The following is a 17921-nucleotide window of genomic DNA, read 5'->3' as shown; positions in this document are numbered from 1 at the left end:
CTTAAGATGTATCATCTTTTACTCTTTTTTTCTTTTTTTGTCTGACAACTAATACATAAAAAAGCATAAGGAATCGCTAAAAGTCTCTCTCTAGCAATCTCTTTTTCACAAGCCAAGCACTTACCATAAGAATTTTGAGAAATTCTATAAAGAGCTTGATTTATTAAATTCAACTTTCTTTTTTCAACAAAACCTAACGCTTCAAGATTATTTCCATCCATATTATCAAAAGCAATATCAACAACATCCTTTGGATACATATCATTATTAATTATTTCCTTTTTGCTATTTTCTACAGACTTAATAGAATCTAATATCTCTCTTTTTTCAGCTGAAAGAAATTTTTTTATCTCTTCAATAAAGTCATGCTCAAAACTAGCTTTTTGCATGATACCTCCTATAAATTACATTTTTAAAAAACTTCGTGTAATTATATACACAATTTCTTATAATGTAAACAAACAATAATGCTTTTATTCTTAAAAAGAAGAATTGAAATGATATGTTTAATCATGTAAAATTTATCCTATCAGAAAAAAATGCGGAGGTTGTCTTGAATATTAAAGAAGAAGCTATTGAAACCGAAGGAATTGTAAAAGAATCCCTTCCAAATACCATGTTTAGAGTAGAACTTAAAAACAAGCACATTGTACTTGCTCATCTATCTGGCAAGATGCGAAAACATTTCATCAAAATCGTTCCTGGCGATAAAGTAAAAGTTGAGCTATCTCCTTATGACCTTACAAAAGGTAGAATAGTATACAGGGAAAAATAAAATTAAACCTTTTTAAAAATTTTTAAGCATTTTAAATATTTATTTTTTAGATCAAATTATCTTTTAAGGATACAACAAAATTCTTGTGAATCCAGCCTTGAAGTCCATAACTTGTTTCAATAAGAACAAAATCGTCTTTGCTGTCAAGGATATAAACACTCGCATTTCCTTTTAAAAATCTCCAACTCCTTGAAAAGTTATCAGGAACCTTGTAAAGAGAAACTAAATCACCTTTAATTATTCCCACCTCAGATTGTTGCTCAGAATAAAAATAATATGTTTCAAATATAGTAAAACAAACCGCAGAAAAAAGTAAAAATATAATTATTTTTTTTAAATTTTTTGCCAAAAATTTATAAGAAATAGATACGACTAAAAAATTTATCAAAAATAAGCTAATAATAAAAAAAATATTAGAAAAAATAAAACTATTGTTACGAATATTGTCTGTAACTCCATTTTTGGCTTCAATTAGACCAATAACCTTATAGGGGGCTTCATTATTTGGAGAAGCTAAAAATGCCTTATAAGCTGAATAAATAGCATCAAAATCTCTATCCATTTTACTTAAAACAAGAGCTCTATTTAACCAAAGTCCTGAATAATTTGGATATTTTTTAAGAATATTATCAATCTTGATAAGTGCAGCATCATAATTTTTAGCATTATAGTTTTCAATCAAATCATTTATATTTTTTTCTGACAATAAACTATCATTTACAGCATTTAAACTAATGCCAACAGCCAATATTAAAATAGCCAGTCCAAAACTTGATGCTGCAAAAAATTTTTTATAGTTAATTAAAATGGCCAAAGATAATAAAAACCCCGGGATCAAAAGTAAATAATAGCATGGAACAAAAAATAAAAAAGTTTTATTTTTGTAATTCAAAATATCAGTATAAGATAGCAGTTTAAAATCAGAATCTATATTGTTATGTATTTTGTTTATGCTATCAAAATTTCCCGAATATTCGTACTTTAATTTCTTCCCTTTAAGAGTATAAACTGTTCCATTATCTGGATTTAAATAACTAAAATCACCAATATTTAAAAATACACTACCTTTAGTGTCGGGCTTAACTGTATAAATTTGAGAAATACTGCCCTTGTATCCATCTTTAGAGGGCTTAAAACTATAATTTTTCTTTTTATTAAGAATTTTAGAATTATAAGTTTCAATCTCTGGAAAGTAAAAATGTGGAAAATTCCCTTGACCTGTAATTTTTATTAAAATAGTAAATATATCTTGTTCAATTGTAGAATAAGTAGGAGTCTCATAATCAATCCTAAAAGTTCCCACTGCCAAAGATTTAACCTCTTTGGGGATTGGTTTAACTTTTAATAAAAGCTCGGGAGCTTCCCTAACAAGACCAGAATCAATATTAAAAGAAAAACTGGGAATCAAAACATTTTTTGAGCCCTTAAGAGGAGTTAGTACAAAATTATAAAAAGGTACATCTAAAATTTCTTTATTATTAAAAGTTCTATATTGAATATCCCCAAATATAGGCATCTTTTCAATCATTGCATCCTTAATAGCAGGCAAAAATCCAGAAATTTTATTAGAATTGCTATCTAAAAGCCAATTTGAACGCAAAACAAGACCAATGCTTTGATATTCATAAACCTCTCTTTTATTAAGATCCCAATATAAATCAACTGGCAAACCAAAAGAATTTATTTCATCAGCTCTTAGCACACTAACTTCAGCTTCTGAAGATACATAAGAATCACCTTTATAAATTACTTTTAATGGGGGAATCTTAATAAACCCTAAACCCTCAAAAAGATATTCAACTTTAATCTCAATAAAAGAAAAGTTATTATTATCCGTTGTCCTAGATATTGATAAAACATTAGAATTGGATTTAACTTCTTTATTTATTTCAACTTTTAGCAAACTTGTATCAATGTCTTGCAAAGGATTGTTAAGCCTTACGATCTGAATAAACTTGTCGCCCTTTAAAACTTTAATATTTTTAACAAAATCAATACCTGTAAGCGAATAAAGCCTTGCGATTGAAAAAAAATAAATAAAAAATATTACCAATCTTCTTTTGGAGCAACCAAACTCTCGTCTATTTTTCTCAACCATACAACCCTCTCAAGATTTTCAATGTACCTTAAAAAATTTTCATTACTTTCAACAAAATTTTTACTTTTTTCTACACTTAAAGAATTTAAACTATCACGAACTGTTCGTTTTTTTATTATTGCAAGTTCAAGATTATATTTAGCATTATAACTGCTAGGATTAATTTTCAAAGCCTCTTTAAAAGCCATCTCGGCCTTATGATAAAGTCCTTGATTATAGTATATTATCCCTTCGTTATAATTGACATTAAAATTTAAAAAAATATCATTGGTTTTCTTTGCATAAGAGAATATTCTAAGAGAACTTTCATACTCGCCTAAAGAATAATATACAATACCAAGATTATAATATCCCCAAGCAGAATATTTTTTATCCTCTACAAGATTATAATAATTTGAAATTGCATTTTGATAATTTCCCCTAACATATTCATAATTGCCAATAGTCATTAAAGACATAGACTTAACATTTGAGCAAGACAAAAAACCTAAACACAAAAAGCAAGCATATAAAAATGCTAAAAAGTTTCGTCCCACTTTACCATCCTGACAAATAAATACATAAAAATAAACAACAATGAAATAACCAAAAAAATTTTATACCTTGATACATCAACAAGTATAATATCGTTTGACGTTCTTCTTATTATACCATTTCTTATATCATTGACAACAAGGTTAATCCCTTTTAAATACAAGTTATAATATGACCCTTTAAGAGAAGAGGCAAGAAGAAGTAAATTTTCTTCATTTATCACAGATTTAACAAGATTTCCATCTTTATCTTTAATAATTAAATTATTATCAAATAAAACAGGATTATTACCTCCAATCCCAACCACAAAACTTTCCAACTTTAAATTATTGACAAATTTAGAAAACCTATAATAATTATTTTCTCCCCAATCATCGCCATCTGTTAAAATGACTAAAAAATTATAATAAGAGTCATCCTGTAAACTAGAGATTACACTAAAAACAGCATCTCCTAAAAAACTCCCGGGGGAGCTTATTAAATTAGGCTCTATATAATTTAGCATCTTGTTTAAACTGTTTTTATCCTTAGAAAAAGGTAAAACCAATATAGACTTCCCTTTAAAAATAGTAAGAGAATATTCTGCATTATCAAAATTGCTTAAAATTAAACTAATCATATTTTTAGCACTCTCAAGTCTATTAATAATCTTACCTTCATCCACACTTAACATGCTACGAGAAATATCAAAAATAAAAGAAATTCTCAATTTATTTCTCTCATCCTCAACAGCTCTTTGTCCCCAAGAAATATCCAAGATGGATAAAATGAGAAAAATCAAGCTTAAAATAAAAAACATTGTCATGAGAACTTTTTTAATGTAGTAATTTTGAATGTAGGAATTGTCTCCATACATAAAGCTTAAGGTTTTAAAAAACGGAATATTTCGTCTAAAATCAAGCACACACACAAAAAAAATACATATTAAAATTAAAAAAAAGTATAAAGCACTATAATTATTTATACTCATAGTATCTCTTTTAAGAAAATTTTTGAAAAAATAAAATAAATAAATAATAAGCAAAACGCTACAACTAAAAATTCTTTATAAATATCTTTATTGTCCACGGCTATTTTAATTTTTCTCTCCAAATTTTCTTTTTTTGAAAAATCTTGAATTGCAAATTGAAAAGAAAAATCATCATTAACTGAATAAAAAAGCCCCCCTGTTTTATGTGAAATCTCAACAAGCATACTAGGATCATAAATCTCTTTAAGACTTCCTTGATAAAATTTTCCAGATCTTAATTTAAACTCAACACTAAATTCCTCAGAACTTCCAATGCCAATAGAATAAATCTTAACATTTAAACCTTGAGCAAGGTTAATCACTTGATCTTTATAAATCTCATCTGAATTAACAACCCCATCTGTTAAAACCACTATTGATCTTTTAAGGGCTTCGGAATGCTTTAAATGAGACAGCGCAATAGACATACCTAATCCTAAAGCAGACCCATTGCCAAGATCCATAATATAAATATCATCTAACTTTTTATTAAAAAAATCCCTATCTGTTGTTATAGGCACCACTATTGAAGCATCTTTTGCAAAAGCTACCAAGCCAATATTATCATTTTCACGTTGAGAAATAAAACGTCTAATCAATTCTTTTGAAAACTCAAGTCTATTCTTAGAAGAAAACTCAACAGCCCCCATACTAGGCGATATGTCAAGAACAATGACAATGTCAGCGCCAGCACTAAGATGTATCATCTTCTTTTTTGAAACCGAAGGACCTGCTAAAGCAAACACCATAACCATTGCAGCTAAATACAAAAAAGAATAAGTAAAAAAATACATCAAATTTAATCTATAATCCTTAAGCTTTAAAGAATTAAAATTGCCATAAAGCGATATTGGAAACTTTATCTTGCCCCCTCTATTTTTAAAAAAATGATTAAAATAAATTATTAAAGGAAAAATTACCAATAAAAATAAATACAAGGGATCATTAAATGTTAACATTAGGACCTCTATTAAAATCTTCAAAATTCGATGCTGCGGTTCTTAAATCCTCTAAAACAAACGACAAACTCTCAAATACTAAATCAACACCACTAAATTTACTAAAATCAGAAAGCCTTAACGTATTAATAAAGGTTGAACGAATTTCGTAAGGAACCTTAAGATCTTGCAAAATTATAGAAATTTCTGTTGTGGTAATCGCATTAAAATCAAAACCTGTTTTTTTAGATAAATAAACTCTTAAAGAAGAATTTATTAAATTATAAAATGCACTTTGGTCTCCACCTTCTCTGGCATATTTAGACAAAATAACAAACTGTCTCTGCAATACTTTATAAGGCTTTTTAAGCCCATGCTTAACTATCAAGTAAATTAAAAGTCGATTTAAAAGCTTTAAAAGCTTAAGAGTTAAATAAGGAATCAAAAATAAAGCAAGAATGAATAAAAATAAATAGGCACTTGTTCCAGGAATAAATAAAACGCCTTCTATATTTTTAATTTTAAAATCAGAATTATTAGATACTAGTTTATCTGTATTGATTTTTATATTTTCTAGAAAAACCTTGCTTTTCTTACCATTGTTAATTACATCCCCAATATAAATAGAAGGAAGAGAAGTACTTCCAATATAAAAAGAAACAAAATTAACTATTATTTCATTTGTTACGTCATTAAAGCTAATTGAATTTACTTCAACAAATTCATCTTTAATCTCTTTAAAATCTGCAGGAAAAAACTCCTCATCATCATTTAAAATTAATGAAACTTTAAAATCAACAGAATCACCCACATAGTAACGAGTTGGCATAAATATTTCATTCTTTATTTCATAAGAATGTGAAAATAAGGCTAAAAAAAGAAAAAGATTTGAAACAATTCCCTTCAAAATCTATTATCCCTTTTTAAGAAGAATTTTAAGTTTCTTAAAAACATCTTCTTTAGTATCAATTTCAATAAAACTAATATTTTTTTTAATACACTCTTTTTTCCATTTTATTTTATCAAGCGTCCAATAGTTTTTATAATCACCTAATGTTAACTTGCTAAACCCTGAAACTAAAAAATTTTCTCCAGTTTCAATATCTTCGCAAATCAAAGTTCCAATCTTAGGAAAATTTTCATCAAAAAAATCTGAAATTCTTATAGCAATAACATTATGTCTCTTACTCAAAACATTCAAAGATTTAAAATAAGCATTCGCCTTAAAATCAGAAATAATTATAACTAAAGATCTTTTTTTATAATATTCTGCTGTATTTTTAAAAATATAAGCTAAGCTGCTACCCGGCTTAAGATTTCTATTGATTGTTTCACTTAAAATCAACCCTAAGTGTGAATGACCCTTGCTAGAGGGTATAAACTTGTCTGTTCCACTTGAAAAAAAGGTAACACCTATTTTATCATTATTAAAAAATGCCATATGTGCAAAAATAGAAACCAACAAATCCTGAACATCCTTTTTATTTACCTTGTCCCCCAAGCTCATGGAAAGTGAATTATCTACTAGAAGATGAAGATTCATTCCCCTATCTTCTTTGAAAACCTTTGAAAAAATGCTATCAGCTTTTGAACTCACATTCCAATCAATAAATCTAGCATCATCAGAATCTTCATAGGGTCTAAATTCATGAAATTCAAGACCAAGTCCTTTAAAAATTGAACGATAGCCACCAAAATTAAGCTCTGAAAGCATTTTTCTTGAAAAGAACTTTAAAGCTTTTATCCTAGTCTTAGTACTACTAGTTATTTCGTTATCTTGTATCATTTAACAATTATTTCCTAAGGAAGCGCTACAGCAGAAAGAAGCATTCTAATAATATCATCAATACTCATTTCCTCTACTTCTGCCTCATAAGATGGTGTAATCCTGTGCCTTAACACACTATAAGCCACAGCTTTAACATCTTCTGGTAGAACAAATATTCGTCCCTCATAAAGAGCATTAACACGAGCACACTTTAATAAACTAAGAGAAGCCCTAGGAGATGCACCAAATTCAATATATTTGGCAAATGGATAAGTTTTCTTATCTCTTTCTCGAGATGCAGAGATTAAAGTAACAATATAAAGCATTATTTTGTCATCAACTTTTACCCTGCCAACCGTTCTTTTAATATCAGCCAAAGAATAAGCATTCATCACCTTTGCAACTTTAATATTTTCAAGACGTCCATCCACTGAAAATATTTTCAAAAGCCTTACTTCATCCTGCACTGATGGATAATTAACATTAACTTTTAATAAAAATCTATCAAGTTGGGATTCTGGCAAATTGTAAGTCCCTTCTTGCTCTATTGGATTTTGAGTAGCAAGAACAAAAAACGGATCTGGAAGCCTATGGGTTTCGTCTCCAAGAGTTACCTGCCTTTCTCCCATAGCCTCAAGAAGAGCGGACTGAACTTTTGCGGGAGCTCTATTGATTTCATCTGCTAAAATAACATTTGAAAATACTGGGCCTTTTCTAACCTTAAAAGTCCCTGTAGCACTTTTATAAACCATATTACCTGTAAGGTCTGACGGCAAAAGATCTGGAGTAAACTGTATACGCTTAAACTCAAGATCAAGAACATCAGATACAGTTTGAATTGCAAGGGTCTTAGCAAGACCTGGAACCCCTTCAAGTAAAACATGCCCTTCTGTTAAAAGTCCCATTAAAATAGCATCTATCATTTCTTTTTGACCAAGAATCCTGCTTGCAACCTCTCTTCTAAATTTATTTATCAAATGTAATGCATTCTCTACTTCTGAATCTATCTGAAAACTACTCTTCATAATACTCCTAGTCAAAATCACTTTAAAATATAAATTGAACCTAAGCTATAATAATATTATCTGTAAAGTAAAACCAAATTTCTATCTAGGCTTAATTTTGAATTTAAAGACTTTATTTCTATTTTACTAAACAGATCTTTAATTTGACTGACCTCAAGATTAATTTTATCAAATTTGCCCTTATATGCCATAATCAAACCTCCATTCTTTAAAAGATTTTTTAAAACTAACGCATATTCATTCATACTTCTAAAAGCTCTAATTGTAATAAATTCATACTTCTTTTTTTCTCTTTCAATCTCATATTCTAAAATTTTTACATTTTCTAAATCAAGTTCTAATTTTATCATTTTCAAAAAAGTAGACTTTTTTTTACTTCTCTCTAAAAGATAATATTTTCTAGAAGTGTCAAAAATAGCCAAAACAATACCTGGGAATCCAGCACCACTTCCAACATCAAGAATTTCAGAAGGATTGATCTCTTTAATAGTTGATAATCCCAAAAGAGAATCTATAACATGTAGATTAAGAATAGAATTAAAGTTGTTATTGCTATTTGAAATTAAATTAAATCTGGTATTTAAAAGTAAAATTCTCTTTATATATAAATTTATTTTCTGAAGATCTTTGTAAGCAAACTGGAAATTACATTCTGAAAAAGCAAAGTCAATATCACTTATCATAAAGAAAAATTTAAAACTACCTTATTTTTAGGATTTGAAAAATATATAAACAAAACAGTAATATCCGTATTTCTTATTCCAGGAATTCGACTTGCTTGAGCAAGAGTAGCTGGTTGAACCTTGGAAAATTTCTCTCTAGCTTCTCTTGAAAGGCCTTCAATAATCTCGTAATTAAAATCAAATGGAAGCTTGACAAGCTCCAGATTATTAAGTTTTTTAATTAAATCTTTCTGTCTATTAATATAACCTTCATATTTAACATCTAATTCAACTTGCTCTAAAATTACTTTTGAATCACTTAAACTTGGATCAATCTTTATCAGATTATCTAAACTAATAGAAGGATCTTTTAAAATATGGTAAAAATCTTTACTAACATGTTTTTTTAATTGTTCATCAGCAACATCTTTTAAGCTAAGCCGCCTTTGCTTTAAAAGCTCCTTTATCTCTTCAACTCTTCTCTTCTTAAAAAGATATTTTGAATATCTCTCCTCATCAACAAGCCCAAGATCATATCCAATCTTAATTAAACGCTTATCACTAGTATCGTGCCTTAAATTAAGCCTGTGCTCAGCTCTTGAAGTAAACATTCTGTAAGGCTCTTTAGTGCCTTTAGTAACAAGATCGTCAATAAGAACTCCAATATAAGAGCTAGTTCTTGTTAAAATCATTGGCTTTTTATTTTGAAGTCTAAGAGCAGCATTAATTCCAGCCATTAACCCTTGAGCTGCTGCCTCTTCATATCCTGAAGAGCCGTTGGTCTGACCTGCTACAAAAAGCCCTTTAACTCTTTTGCTCTCAAGATTTGGATAAAGTTCAATTGGATTTATATAATCATACTCAACTGCATAACCAGGCCTTGTAATAATAGCATGCTCAAGGCCTTCAATGCTGTTAATAAATTTCTGCTGAATATTTTCAGGCAAAGAAGAGCTAAGACCATTAAGATACATTTCTTCCGTATTAAACCCTTCAGGCTCAATAAAGATTTGATGTCTATCCTTATCTTTAAACTTTACTATCTTATCCTCAATAGAAGGACAATATCTTGGGCCATTACCTACAATCTCACCAGAATAAAGGGGTGACAAGTGCATATTTTCACTAATTATTTCGTGGGTTCTTTTATTGGTATAGGTCACATAACATGAAAGTTGAGATTTGTCTAAATTGCCATTTGAAAAAGAGAAGGGAATGATGTCTGAATCTCCAAATTGAACTTCAGTCTTTGAAAAGTCTACACTTTTTTTATGAATTCTTGCTGGAGTGCCCGTTTTAAGCCTACCCATTTCAAATCCAAGGCTAAGCAAAGTTTTATCAAGTCCATAAGCAGAAAATTCAGCAAGTCTACCCATATTAGCTCTATACTCACCAATAAATATTTTCCCTCGAAGAAAAGTCCCTGTTGTAAGCACCACAACACTTGCTCTAAACTTATTGCCTCTCTCTGTAACAACGCCTTTGATTTCATTTCTCATAGAATTAAGAATAAAATCAACAACTGTATCTTGAAAAAGATCAAGATTGTCTTGACGCTCTAAAGTTTCTTTGGCCTTGGTTTGGTACATTAATTTATCAGCTTGAGCACGTGGAGCTTGAACTGCAGGACCACGACTCTTATTTAAAACTCTAAACTGAATCATACTAAAGTCAATAATACGACCCATTTCACCACCAAGAGCATCAATCTCTCTAACCATATTGCCCTTAGCAAGTCCGCCAATAGCAGGATTGCAAGAAAGCTTGCCAATTGTATCTAAATTTTGAGTAATCATTAAAGTCTTAAAATTCAACCTTGAAAGAGCAAGCGCAGCTTCAATTCCCGCATGACCTCCTCCAATAACAATTGCGTCAAAATCCATATTTATTTCCCCAAACAAAAATTCTTAAACATATTGTCAAGAACATCTTCACTACTAACTTCTCCCGTTATTTCACCTAAACAATTAATAATCTCATAAGCATCAAATGCTAACATATCATAACTTACTTGGCGATCAATTTTATTCAATAAATCTAAAACCAAAGCATAAGCTTTCTCTAAAAGTTGCATCTGACGACTTGAAGATATTATTATATCATCAAGTCCAATCTCTACTTTCTCATAAGAGATTAGCGTCTTTATTTTGTCATAAAGAATATCTATTCCTTCTAAATTTTTAGTACTAATCATTATTAAATTTGAAGAATTTAAGACGTTTGAACGAACAAATTCCTCAGTAGATTTATTTATATTTAAATCTATCTTATTTAAAACGAATAATATTTTACTATTAGATTTATTTGAATCAATAAACAAGAAATCCTCTCTTGTTAAATTTGAACTAACGTCAATCACATAAATTACTAAAGATGCTTCCTTTATTAAAGAATTACTTTTCTCAATTCCTAGTCTCTCAACAAAATTATCAGCATCTCTAAGACCTGCTGTATCAAAAAGATTAAATAAAATGCCATCAAGCTCAAAACTTGCTTCAATATAATCCCTTGTGGTACCAGGGTATGAAGAGACAATTGATCTATCTTTTTTGAGAAACATATTAAATAACGAAGACTTTCCAGCATTAACAGAGCCTGCTAAAACCAAAGTAACACCATGATCAATTTTTTCATAAACCTTATAAGAATTAATTAATTTCTTAAGCTCAGCTTTGCTATTTAAAATCAAGTCAAATGGGATGCTAATCTCATGGTCATCAACCTCATAGTCAAGATAAACACTAACAGCTGAGAGAAAGTTTAAAATACATCCTTTTATTGCATCTATTTTAACAAATAAAGCTCCAGAAAGCTTATTAACTGCAAGAGAATAAGTTTTATTAGTCTTGGCAAAAATAATCTCATTGATTGCTTCTGCTTTTGTAAGATCAATTTTTTTAGCAAGAAATGAACGTAAAGTAAATTCACCAGGCTCAGCCATCCTAAACCCACTTTTTAAAAACAAATCTATAATTTTTTTAATCCCAATCACAGAGCCATGAGCTATAACTTCAATGGAATCTTGCCCCGTAAAGCTCTTTGGCGCTCGATATAAACACACAACAACTTCATCTACCTTGCAATTATTCTCATTATCCAATATATAACCATAATGAATTGTATTCCCAGGTGCTGAATTAAGAGCTGAATGATTTGAAAAGATTTTAGAAAATTTAGAAATAGAAGAAGCACCGCTACTACGAATCACGCATAAAGCACTACTTAAAAAAGGGGTTGCAAGAGCTACAATGTCATCATCTCTTTCAAAAAGCTTACTCATACCTTAATGCATTATAACACAATAAAAAGACAAAATTGATTTGTAAATATATTTATAATGGCTTATAATTAATTTCATAAAAATGAAAGCAAAACTTGAAATTGAACTAAAAGAGGTTTTAAAAGAAGAGCTTTTTTTAGTAGAAGAAATATATAAGTCATACCTAAAAATAAAAGAAAATATCGACAATAAAAATGAAATTGGACTTAAAGAGATTTCAAACAAAACAAAAATATTACTTGAAAATTTTCAAGAAATTGAAAGCAAAAGAGACGAAATTTGGAAAAAATTTACCCAAAATAAAAACTTTGAGTCAACTTACGAAGCTGTAGAAAAATTGACTACAATTTACAAAAAAGAAATATACAACTATCTACATAAATTGAAAATTGGAATACTGAATATCAAAAATTTAAACTACATAATACAAAGCTATGTAAACACATCCCTTGACATGTTAGCAATAATATTTCAAGATGTCCAAGAAAGTATAGAAAATGTAACTTACAAAAACCCTTACGGGCCAAAAATTGGATGCTCAAAAGAAGCTTCCGTTTTAATAAATAAAAAACTTTAAAGGAGTTTAGAGTGGATTCAACATTTTCAGGAATAGAAATTGGCAAAAGAAGTTTATTTGCACATAAAGATGCCATGAATACAGTTGGTCATAATTTATCTAATGCTACAAAACCTGGATATTCAAGGCAAAGAGTAACAATGAAAACCGAAATTCCTCTTTATGCTCCGCAACTAAACAGAGCTAAAAAGCAAGGACAATTGGGCCAGGGAATAGTGGTTCAATCTATAGACAGAGTAAAAGATGAACTACTTAACACAAGAATCGTTGAAGAATCACACCGACTAGGGTACTGGACTTCACAAGACAAGTTTATATCAATGTTAGAAGATGTTTATAATGAGCCTGAAGATCAATCAATAAGAAAAAGATTAAATGATTTTTGGGAAAGTTGGCAAGATCTAGCAAATCAACCACAAGGTTTAGCAGAAAGAAAAATAATTCTAGAAAGAGGCAAGTCTTTTTGCGAATTAATAAGAAGCAGATTCCATTCACTAGAAAGAATTTACATAATGGCAAACGATGAAATAAAAATTACAACAGATGAGGCAAACAATTACATTAAAAACATTGCAAATCTTAATAAACAAATTTCAAAATCTCAAGCAATGAAAGACAATCCAAATGACTTAATGGACGCAAGAGATTTAATGGTTGAAAAATTGGGCAATTTAATAAGTGTATCAATTGAAAACAAACAAGATCCCAATGAATTTTTAATTCACTCAGAAGGAAGACACCTTGTACAAGGTTCAATTGCTAATGAGTTTAAACTAGAAGCTACAAACGGACCTACCAGAACCAGATGGAGCATTTTATGGGCAAACAATGATAAAGTTAACCTTGAAACGGGAAAGCTTGGATCTTTGCTTAACATAAGAGATGAAGAGATTAAAAATGAAATCAATGAACTAAATAATTTAGCTGTCAACATTATAGAGCTTGTTAACGAAATACATGAAACAGGGTATGGGATGGACAAAAAAAATGGAAGAAGCTTTTTTTCTAAAGAGCTAAAACTAACTGATGATCGCGCTCGATATGATACTAACGGAAATGGCCAATTTGACTCCGTTCATGTTTTCAAAATTAATAGCACAAACGAAATATTCCCAGAAGAGAAATTGGGATTTTATGGAACTCTTAAATTTGAGGCTACTAATAGCAATGAGATTATAGAAATACCTTACAATGCTCCAGATACAGTTCAAGATCTGATAAATAGAATAAACAATTCAAATGCACAAGTTACAGCAAGAATTAACTCAGAAGGTAAGTTTGAAATCAAAGCAGTTAAAGAACAAGAAAATGAAAACATAACATTTAGAATTAAACATATAGAAGATTCTGGATTATTTCTTACAAAATATACAGGAATATTAAATGAATCTGGACCTGAGGGAGCTTATGATTATAGAAATATTGACACAATAGACAAATTAACCCCTAAATCCACTTATTCAATTTCGCCTCTAAAAAATCCTGCGGCATGGATAAAAGTTGCAGACACAATAGACTTAGATCCTTCAAAAATAGCAGCGGGAATTAATAGTCCAACAAATGAAATATCTATTGGAGATAACCAAGCAGCATTGAGAATCTCCTCTTTTGGAAATTCTCAGATTATGATTGGTAAAAATTTAACACTAAATGATTACTTTGCAAATACAGCATCAAATATAGCAATAAAAGGACAAATATCAGAAATCACAAAAGAAAGCCAATCTCAAATATTAAAAGATTTAACAGATCTAAGAATGTCTATTTCTGGAGTAAATAAAGATGAAGAACTTGCAAACATGATCGAATTTCAACAAGCCTTTATTGCAGCAAGTAAATTTATCACCGTTTCTGCCGAACTAATAGACACAGTAATAAATAAAATGGGAGTATAAGCATGATAAATAGAGTAAGTCATCCATTAACATATGAAAATTTAAAAACCTCTGCAGCAGAGCAAGAATCTAAAATTACAAAACTTTTAGAAAACTTATACAAAGGCGGTAAAAGGATTGTAAAACTAAGAAACGATCCAACAGGCGTTACTCACGCAATAAGGCTCGATAGCGACATATTTAAACTTAATGTATACATAAAAAATATTGGCACTTCTAAAGGCAACCTACGATATACAGAAGGATACTTACAATCTCTTACAAATATTTTAACACGAGCTAAAGAAATTGCCATTCAAGGAGCAAGCGGAACTTACGAAGCAGATGACAAAAAAATGATATCAAAAGAAGTAAATGCTTTACTAGAAGATGCTATTGCAATAGCAAACGCTAAAGGGCCTGATGGATACAGTATATTCTCGGGGACCAAAATTGATAGCGAAGCATTTAAAGTGACTAGAGAGAACAAAATAAGCAAAATAAGCAAAGACGGTGAAGGTCCTCAAATAATCAAAGTAGAATATAATGGAAATCAAGCTGAAAAGAAAACAGAAGTATACAATGATGTGCATATATCAAATAATTATCCTGGGAATAAAATATTTTTCTTGCAAAACCAAAATATTATATCATCAATAAACACTAATGGGTTTACCGTAAAAGAAAATACAAAAATTTATATTGACAATGTTGAAATAGGACTAACAACAGGAGATACTGCTCTTGACATTGTTGCAAAAATCAATGAGTCTTCAGCCCCTGTTGAAGCAAGCGTTGATCCCGTTTTAAACTCATTGTCTATTAAAACTACAACTCCACACCAAATTTGGATAACAGAAGCAAAAGAATCGAATGTTTTACAAACACTTGGAATACTTACTAAAAATAATGATACTAAACTACCTCCTTACAACCTTTCTAGCAGTACAGAAGTTAGAAGCAGATCTATTTTCGATGCGCTTATTGAACTCAGAGACACACTTTACAATAATAAAGAAGAGCTTGTTGGAAGTAGAAGTCTAGCAGAAATTGATGAAAGCTTAAAAAGATTACTTATATCTGTTGCAGATCTTGGAGCAAAAGAAAATAGACTTGATAGAAGTTATGAAAGAATAAGCAAAGAGGCTGCGGACATGAAAGAAGATATGGTCCAATACACCGATCTTGACGTAACAAAGGCAATAACTAATTTAAATATGGCAAGCTTAGCTTATCAAGTATCTTTAGGAATCTCTGCCAAAATAATGCAAACAACTTTGTTGGATTTCATAAAATAGAATGATAAATGAAAAAAGTATAGGATTTGATTTCCCTGAAGGGATACTTGGATTTGAAAACATTAAAAAATTTATAATAAAAGACTCTAAATATAAGCCTTTTTCCATTATGCAATCCATCAATAAAGACGTAAGCTTTTTAGTAACATCTCCTTTTAATTTTTTAAGCGAATACTTACCAAATATCCAGGAAAAAGATTGGTCAGACATTAAAGCAAAAGAAGAGGATGAAAGAGTTATCCTATGTATAATCAATATGCATGTTAATGATTATAAAGACATTACAGCTAACCTGAAAGCACCAATCATAATAAACAAAAAAAAATTACTTGGAAAACAAGCTATATGCACAAATGAAAAATACTCACTACACCATAAAGTTTTCAAGGAATAAAGATGCTAGTATTGTCAAGAAAAGTAAATGAAAGTATTAAAATAAACTCTGATATTGAAGTTTTAATATTAGAAATAAAAAAGGATACTGTTAAAATTGCAATTAAAGCTCCTGAAAACATTAAAATATTTCGATCTGAAATTTATAAATTTATTATAGAAGAAAATAAAAAATCAATGCTAAAAGACAAACACAATATAAGTAAAATTAAAAGTTTATTCAATCATTATTTTAAGAATGAAAATTAATCTCTGCATCACTTTGCCTTATGTAAATAGGCCCTGATAAAATATCATCACTTTTCCGATTTTTTAAATATTTAGCTATCCCAAGTTCTGTTAAAATTCTTCCAAACGAACTTAAATTTTCAATGATTTCAAATTTATAACTAAACTTTTCAGAAATATTCTCAAGATTGTTACCAATAAGCACTGAATTTGGATCAATCTGATTTAGATATTCAAACAAATCTTCCTTAGAAAAACATAAAATCTTCCCTATCAATTCGCAATTTTTATAATGCCCAAGAAAATATTTACCAGCGGTAAAAGTTAATACAATTACACTGGAACTGTTTTTAACTACATTTGCAAAAACATCCAATGTAGAAATATTGACAAAAGGAATAGAAAGGCCTAAAGCAAGCCCTTTGACAAAACTTAAACTAATCCTAAGGCCAGTAAAAGAACCGGGTCCACAAGAATTTATAATTAATTTAATTTGATTAAGATCAATGTTATTTGTAATCACAAAATCATTGAAAATTTTTGGAATACTAAAATTAAAATTCGATTTAAGTTCAAATAATGAAAAATCCCTATTGTTAATTCTACAATAAACTATTAATGCTTTATATGAATATTCAAATGAAAGTGCATTAATCATTAAGTTCTATAACCCTGCCTGAACCAACTATTTTAAAAGTCAAAGAAAATAATCTGTCTTTTGGAACAATACTTAAAGCAATTTGTGGCCATTCAATAGCAATAATTGAGTCAAGATCCAAAAGTATTTCCAATCCTCCAATAAGTTCAAATTCTTCCAAAGAAAAAACACGATATAAATCAATATGATAAAACTTAAAATCTATAAAATCATAAACATTAACAATGTTATAAGTTGGACTTGTAAAATAAGAAATTCCAAGGTTAAGAGCAAGTCCCTTTAAAAAACTAGTTTTTCCAGATCCCATATCACCACTTAAAACAAATATTTTACCAATTGGCAAAGGATAAAAAAAAGATTTGGAAAAATTTATCATTTTTTTTTCTGATTTAAATTCTAAAATCAAGGAAGCATACCTTTAAATTCCAAATCAATTACACGTCTTTTAATTGCAACCATTAACTTTAAAACAGGATAATTCAAAAGATCTACAAAATCAATGGTGACATGCTTTTCACCTAAGGGCGTAGCCTCAATTACAAACTTAACTTTTTTGACTTCTAAGGTGTCATTATACTTATAAACAACATCAGCAAAATATACATTTCTATAATAAATATAACTCTCTTGCTTTTCAATATTATTAAGAGAAATAAGCTGCACAATAATAATCCTTAAAATAAATTAAACTCCCAAAAAGCCAACATAAGAACATTTTTATTTAGCGCTATTTTTCAAGGCGGAACTTTTATTCTTAACCTCTGAATTGCTTTTAGCTATCATTGACTAAAAATCTTCAAATCC

20 protein-coding genes are annotated in these 17921 nt (G+C 29.3%); 6 read left to right on the top strand and 14 right to left on the bottom strand.

The window, feature by feature from the left end:
* Nucleotides 1-11: 11 nt before the first annotated feature.
* Nucleotides 12-389 (bottom strand): TraR/DksA family transcriptional regulator, encoded by a 378-nt coding sequence (locus BLA33_RS03465; protein ID WP_004791920.1) that lies wholly within the window; start codon nt 387-389, stop codon nt 12-14.
* A gap of 164 nt (nt 390-553) precedes the next feature.
* On the opposite strand from BLA33_RS03465, the gene infA reads away from it, so the two are divergent.
* On the top strand, nt 554-775 hold the full coding sequence (gene infA / locus BLA33_RS03460) for a translation initiation factor IF-1 (RefSeq protein WP_002556767.1): 222 nt from the start codon (nt 554-556) through the stop codon (nt 773-775).
* Between the two features lie 46 nt (nt 776-821).
* Here the strand turns inward: infA and BLA33_RS03455 are convergent, their stop codons facing one another.
* From BLA33_RS03455 to mnmE, 10 genes are read right to left on the bottom strand one after another with little or no spacing between them, the layout of a single operon-like run.
* A complete protein-coding gene (locus BLA33_RS03455; RefSeq protein ID WP_075226587.1) occupies nt 822-2828 on the bottom strand; it encodes an SH3 domain-containing protein in 2007 nt (668 codons plus the stop codon).
* A complete protein-coding gene (locus BLA33_RS03450) occupies nt 2822-3409 on the bottom strand; it encodes a tetratricopeptide repeat protein (RefSeq protein WP_075226488.1) in 588 nt (195 codons plus the stop codon). Before BLA33_RS03450 ends, BLA33_RS03455 begins: the two co-directional genes overlap by 7 nt.
* Nucleotides 3391-4377, bottom strand: coding sequence for a vWA domain-containing protein (locus BLA33_RS03445; RefSeq protein ID WP_029346762.1), 987 nt, complete (start codon nt 4375-4377; stop codon nt 3391-3393). The genes BLA33_RS03450 and BLA33_RS03445 overlap by 19 nt, the downstream gene beginning before the upstream one ends.
* Nucleotides 4374-5375 (bottom strand): vWA domain-containing protein, encoded by a 1002-nt coding sequence (locus BLA33_RS03440; RefSeq protein WP_029346763.1) that lies wholly within the window; start codon nt 5373-5375, stop codon nt 4374-4376. Before BLA33_RS03440 ends, BLA33_RS03445 begins: the two co-directional genes overlap by 4 nt.
* On the bottom strand, nt 5362-6261 hold the full coding sequence (locus BLA33_RS03435; RefSeq protein ID WP_029346764.1) for a hypothetical protein: 900 nt from the start codon (nt 6259-6261) through the stop codon (nt 5362-5364). The genes BLA33_RS03440 and BLA33_RS03435 overlap by 14 nt, the downstream gene beginning before the upstream one ends.
* A gap of 6 nt (nt 6262-6267) precedes the next feature.
* On the bottom strand, nt 6268-7140 hold the full coding sequence (locus BLA33_RS03430; protein WP_029346765.1) for a DUF58 domain-containing protein: 873 nt from the start codon (nt 7138-7140) through the stop codon (nt 6268-6270).
* Between the two features lie 14 nt (nt 7141-7154).
* Complete coding sequence (locus BLA33_RS03425) at nt 7155-8147, bottom strand: AAA family ATPase (protein WP_004791899.1); 993 nt, start codon at nt 8145-8147, stop codon at nt 7155-7157.
* A gap of 56 nt (nt 8148-8203) precedes the next feature.
* Nucleotides 8204-8830 carry a 16S rRNA (guanine(527)-N(7))-methyltransferase RsmG gene (gene rsmG / locus BLA33_RS03420; protein WP_029346766.1) on the bottom strand — a complete coding sequence of 209 codons (627 nt, stop codon included), beginning with the start codon at nt 8828-8830 and terminating at the stop codon, nt 8204-8206.
* Nucleotides 8827-10692, bottom strand: coding sequence for a tRNA uridine-5-carboxymethylaminomethyl(34) synthesis enzyme MnmG (mnmG, locus tag BLA33_RS03415; protein WP_029346767.1), 1866 nt, complete (start codon nt 10690-10692; stop codon nt 8827-8829). The genes rsmG and mnmG overlap by 4 nt, the downstream gene beginning before the upstream one ends.
* Nucleotides 10693-10694: 2 nt before the next feature.
* Complete coding sequence (gene mnmE, locus BLA33_RS03410; protein WP_029346768.1) at nt 10695-12089, bottom strand: tRNA uridine-5-carboxymethylaminomethyl(34) synthesis GTPase MnmE; 1395 nt, start codon at nt 12087-12089, stop codon at nt 10695-10697.
* A gap of 82 nt (nt 12090-12171) precedes the next feature.
* On the opposite strand from mnmE, the gene BLA33_RS03405 reads away from it, so the two are divergent.
* The 5 genes from BLA33_RS03405 to csrA are packed head-to-tail and all read left to right on the top strand — an operon-like array spanning nt 12172 to nt 16480.
* Entirely contained in the window at nt 12172-12666 is a 495-nt protein-coding gene (locus BLA33_RS03405; RefSeq protein ID WP_075226486.1) for a flagellar protein FlbF, read from the top strand.
* Between the two features lie 11 nt (nt 12667-12677).
* On the top strand, nt 12678-14561 hold the full coding sequence (gene flgK / locus BLA33_RS03400) for a flagellar hook-associated protein FlgK (protein ID WP_029346769.1): 1884 nt from the start codon (nt 12678-12680) through the stop codon (nt 14559-14561).
* Between the two features lie 2 nt (nt 14562-14563).
* On the top strand, nt 14564-15838 hold the full coding sequence (locus tag BLA33_RS03395; protein ID WP_029346770.1) for a flagellar hook-associated protein 3: 1275 nt from the start codon (nt 14564-14566) through the stop codon (nt 15836-15838).
* A 1-nt stretch (nt 15839) separates the two neighbouring features.
* The gene (gene fliW / locus BLA33_RS03390) at nt 15840-16232 is read left to right on the top strand and encodes a flagellar assembly protein FliW (RefSeq protein ID WP_004791733.1); all 393 of its coding nucleotides are present in this window, start codon (nt 15840-15842) and stop codon (nt 16230-16232) included.
* Nucleotides 16233-16234: 2 nt separating this feature from the next.
* A complete protein-coding gene (csrA, locus tag BLA33_RS03385) occupies nt 16235-16480 on the top strand; it encodes a carbon storage regulator CsrA (RefSeq protein WP_004791940.1) in 246 nt (81 codons plus the stop codon).
* Here csrA and tsaB read toward each other — a convergent pair.
* Genes tsaB through BLA33_RS03370 form a run of 3 tightly spaced genes read right to left on the bottom strand, consistent with a single transcriptional unit; the run spans nt 16464 to nt 17780 of the window.
* Nucleotides 16464-17117: a tRNA (adenosine(37)-N6)-threonylcarbamoyltransferase complex dimerization subunit type 1 TsaB gene (gene tsaB, locus BLA33_RS03380; protein ID WP_029346772.1), complete on the bottom strand. Its 654-nt coding sequence runs from the start codon at nt 17115-17117 to the stop codon at nt 16464-16466. The genes csrA and tsaB overlap by 17 nt on opposite strands.
* Nucleotides 17110-17523, bottom strand: a complete 414-nt coding sequence (gene tsaE / locus BLA33_RS03375) for a tRNA (adenosine(37)-N6)-threonylcarbamoyltransferase complex ATPase subunit type 1 TsaE (RefSeq protein ID WP_029346773.1) — start codon at nt 17521-17523, stop codon at nt 17110-17112. Before tsaE ends, tsaB begins: the two co-directional genes overlap by 8 nt.
* Nucleotides 17520-17780, bottom strand: coding sequence for a hypothetical protein (locus BLA33_RS03370; RefSeq protein ID WP_004791627.1), 261 nt, complete (start codon nt 17778-17780; stop codon nt 17520-17522). Before BLA33_RS03370 ends, tsaE begins: the two co-directional genes overlap by 4 nt.
* Nucleotides 17781-17921: the final 141 nt, after the last annotated feature.

The sequence above is a fragment of the Borreliella garinii genome (assembly GCF_001922545.1).
Classification (GTDB): domain Bacteria; phylum Spirochaetota; class Spirochaetia; order Borreliales; family Borreliaceae; genus Borreliella; species Borreliella garinii.
The sequence above is the reverse complement of the archived record's forward strand: the minus strand, read 5'-3'. Positions and strand labels throughout refer to the sequence as shown.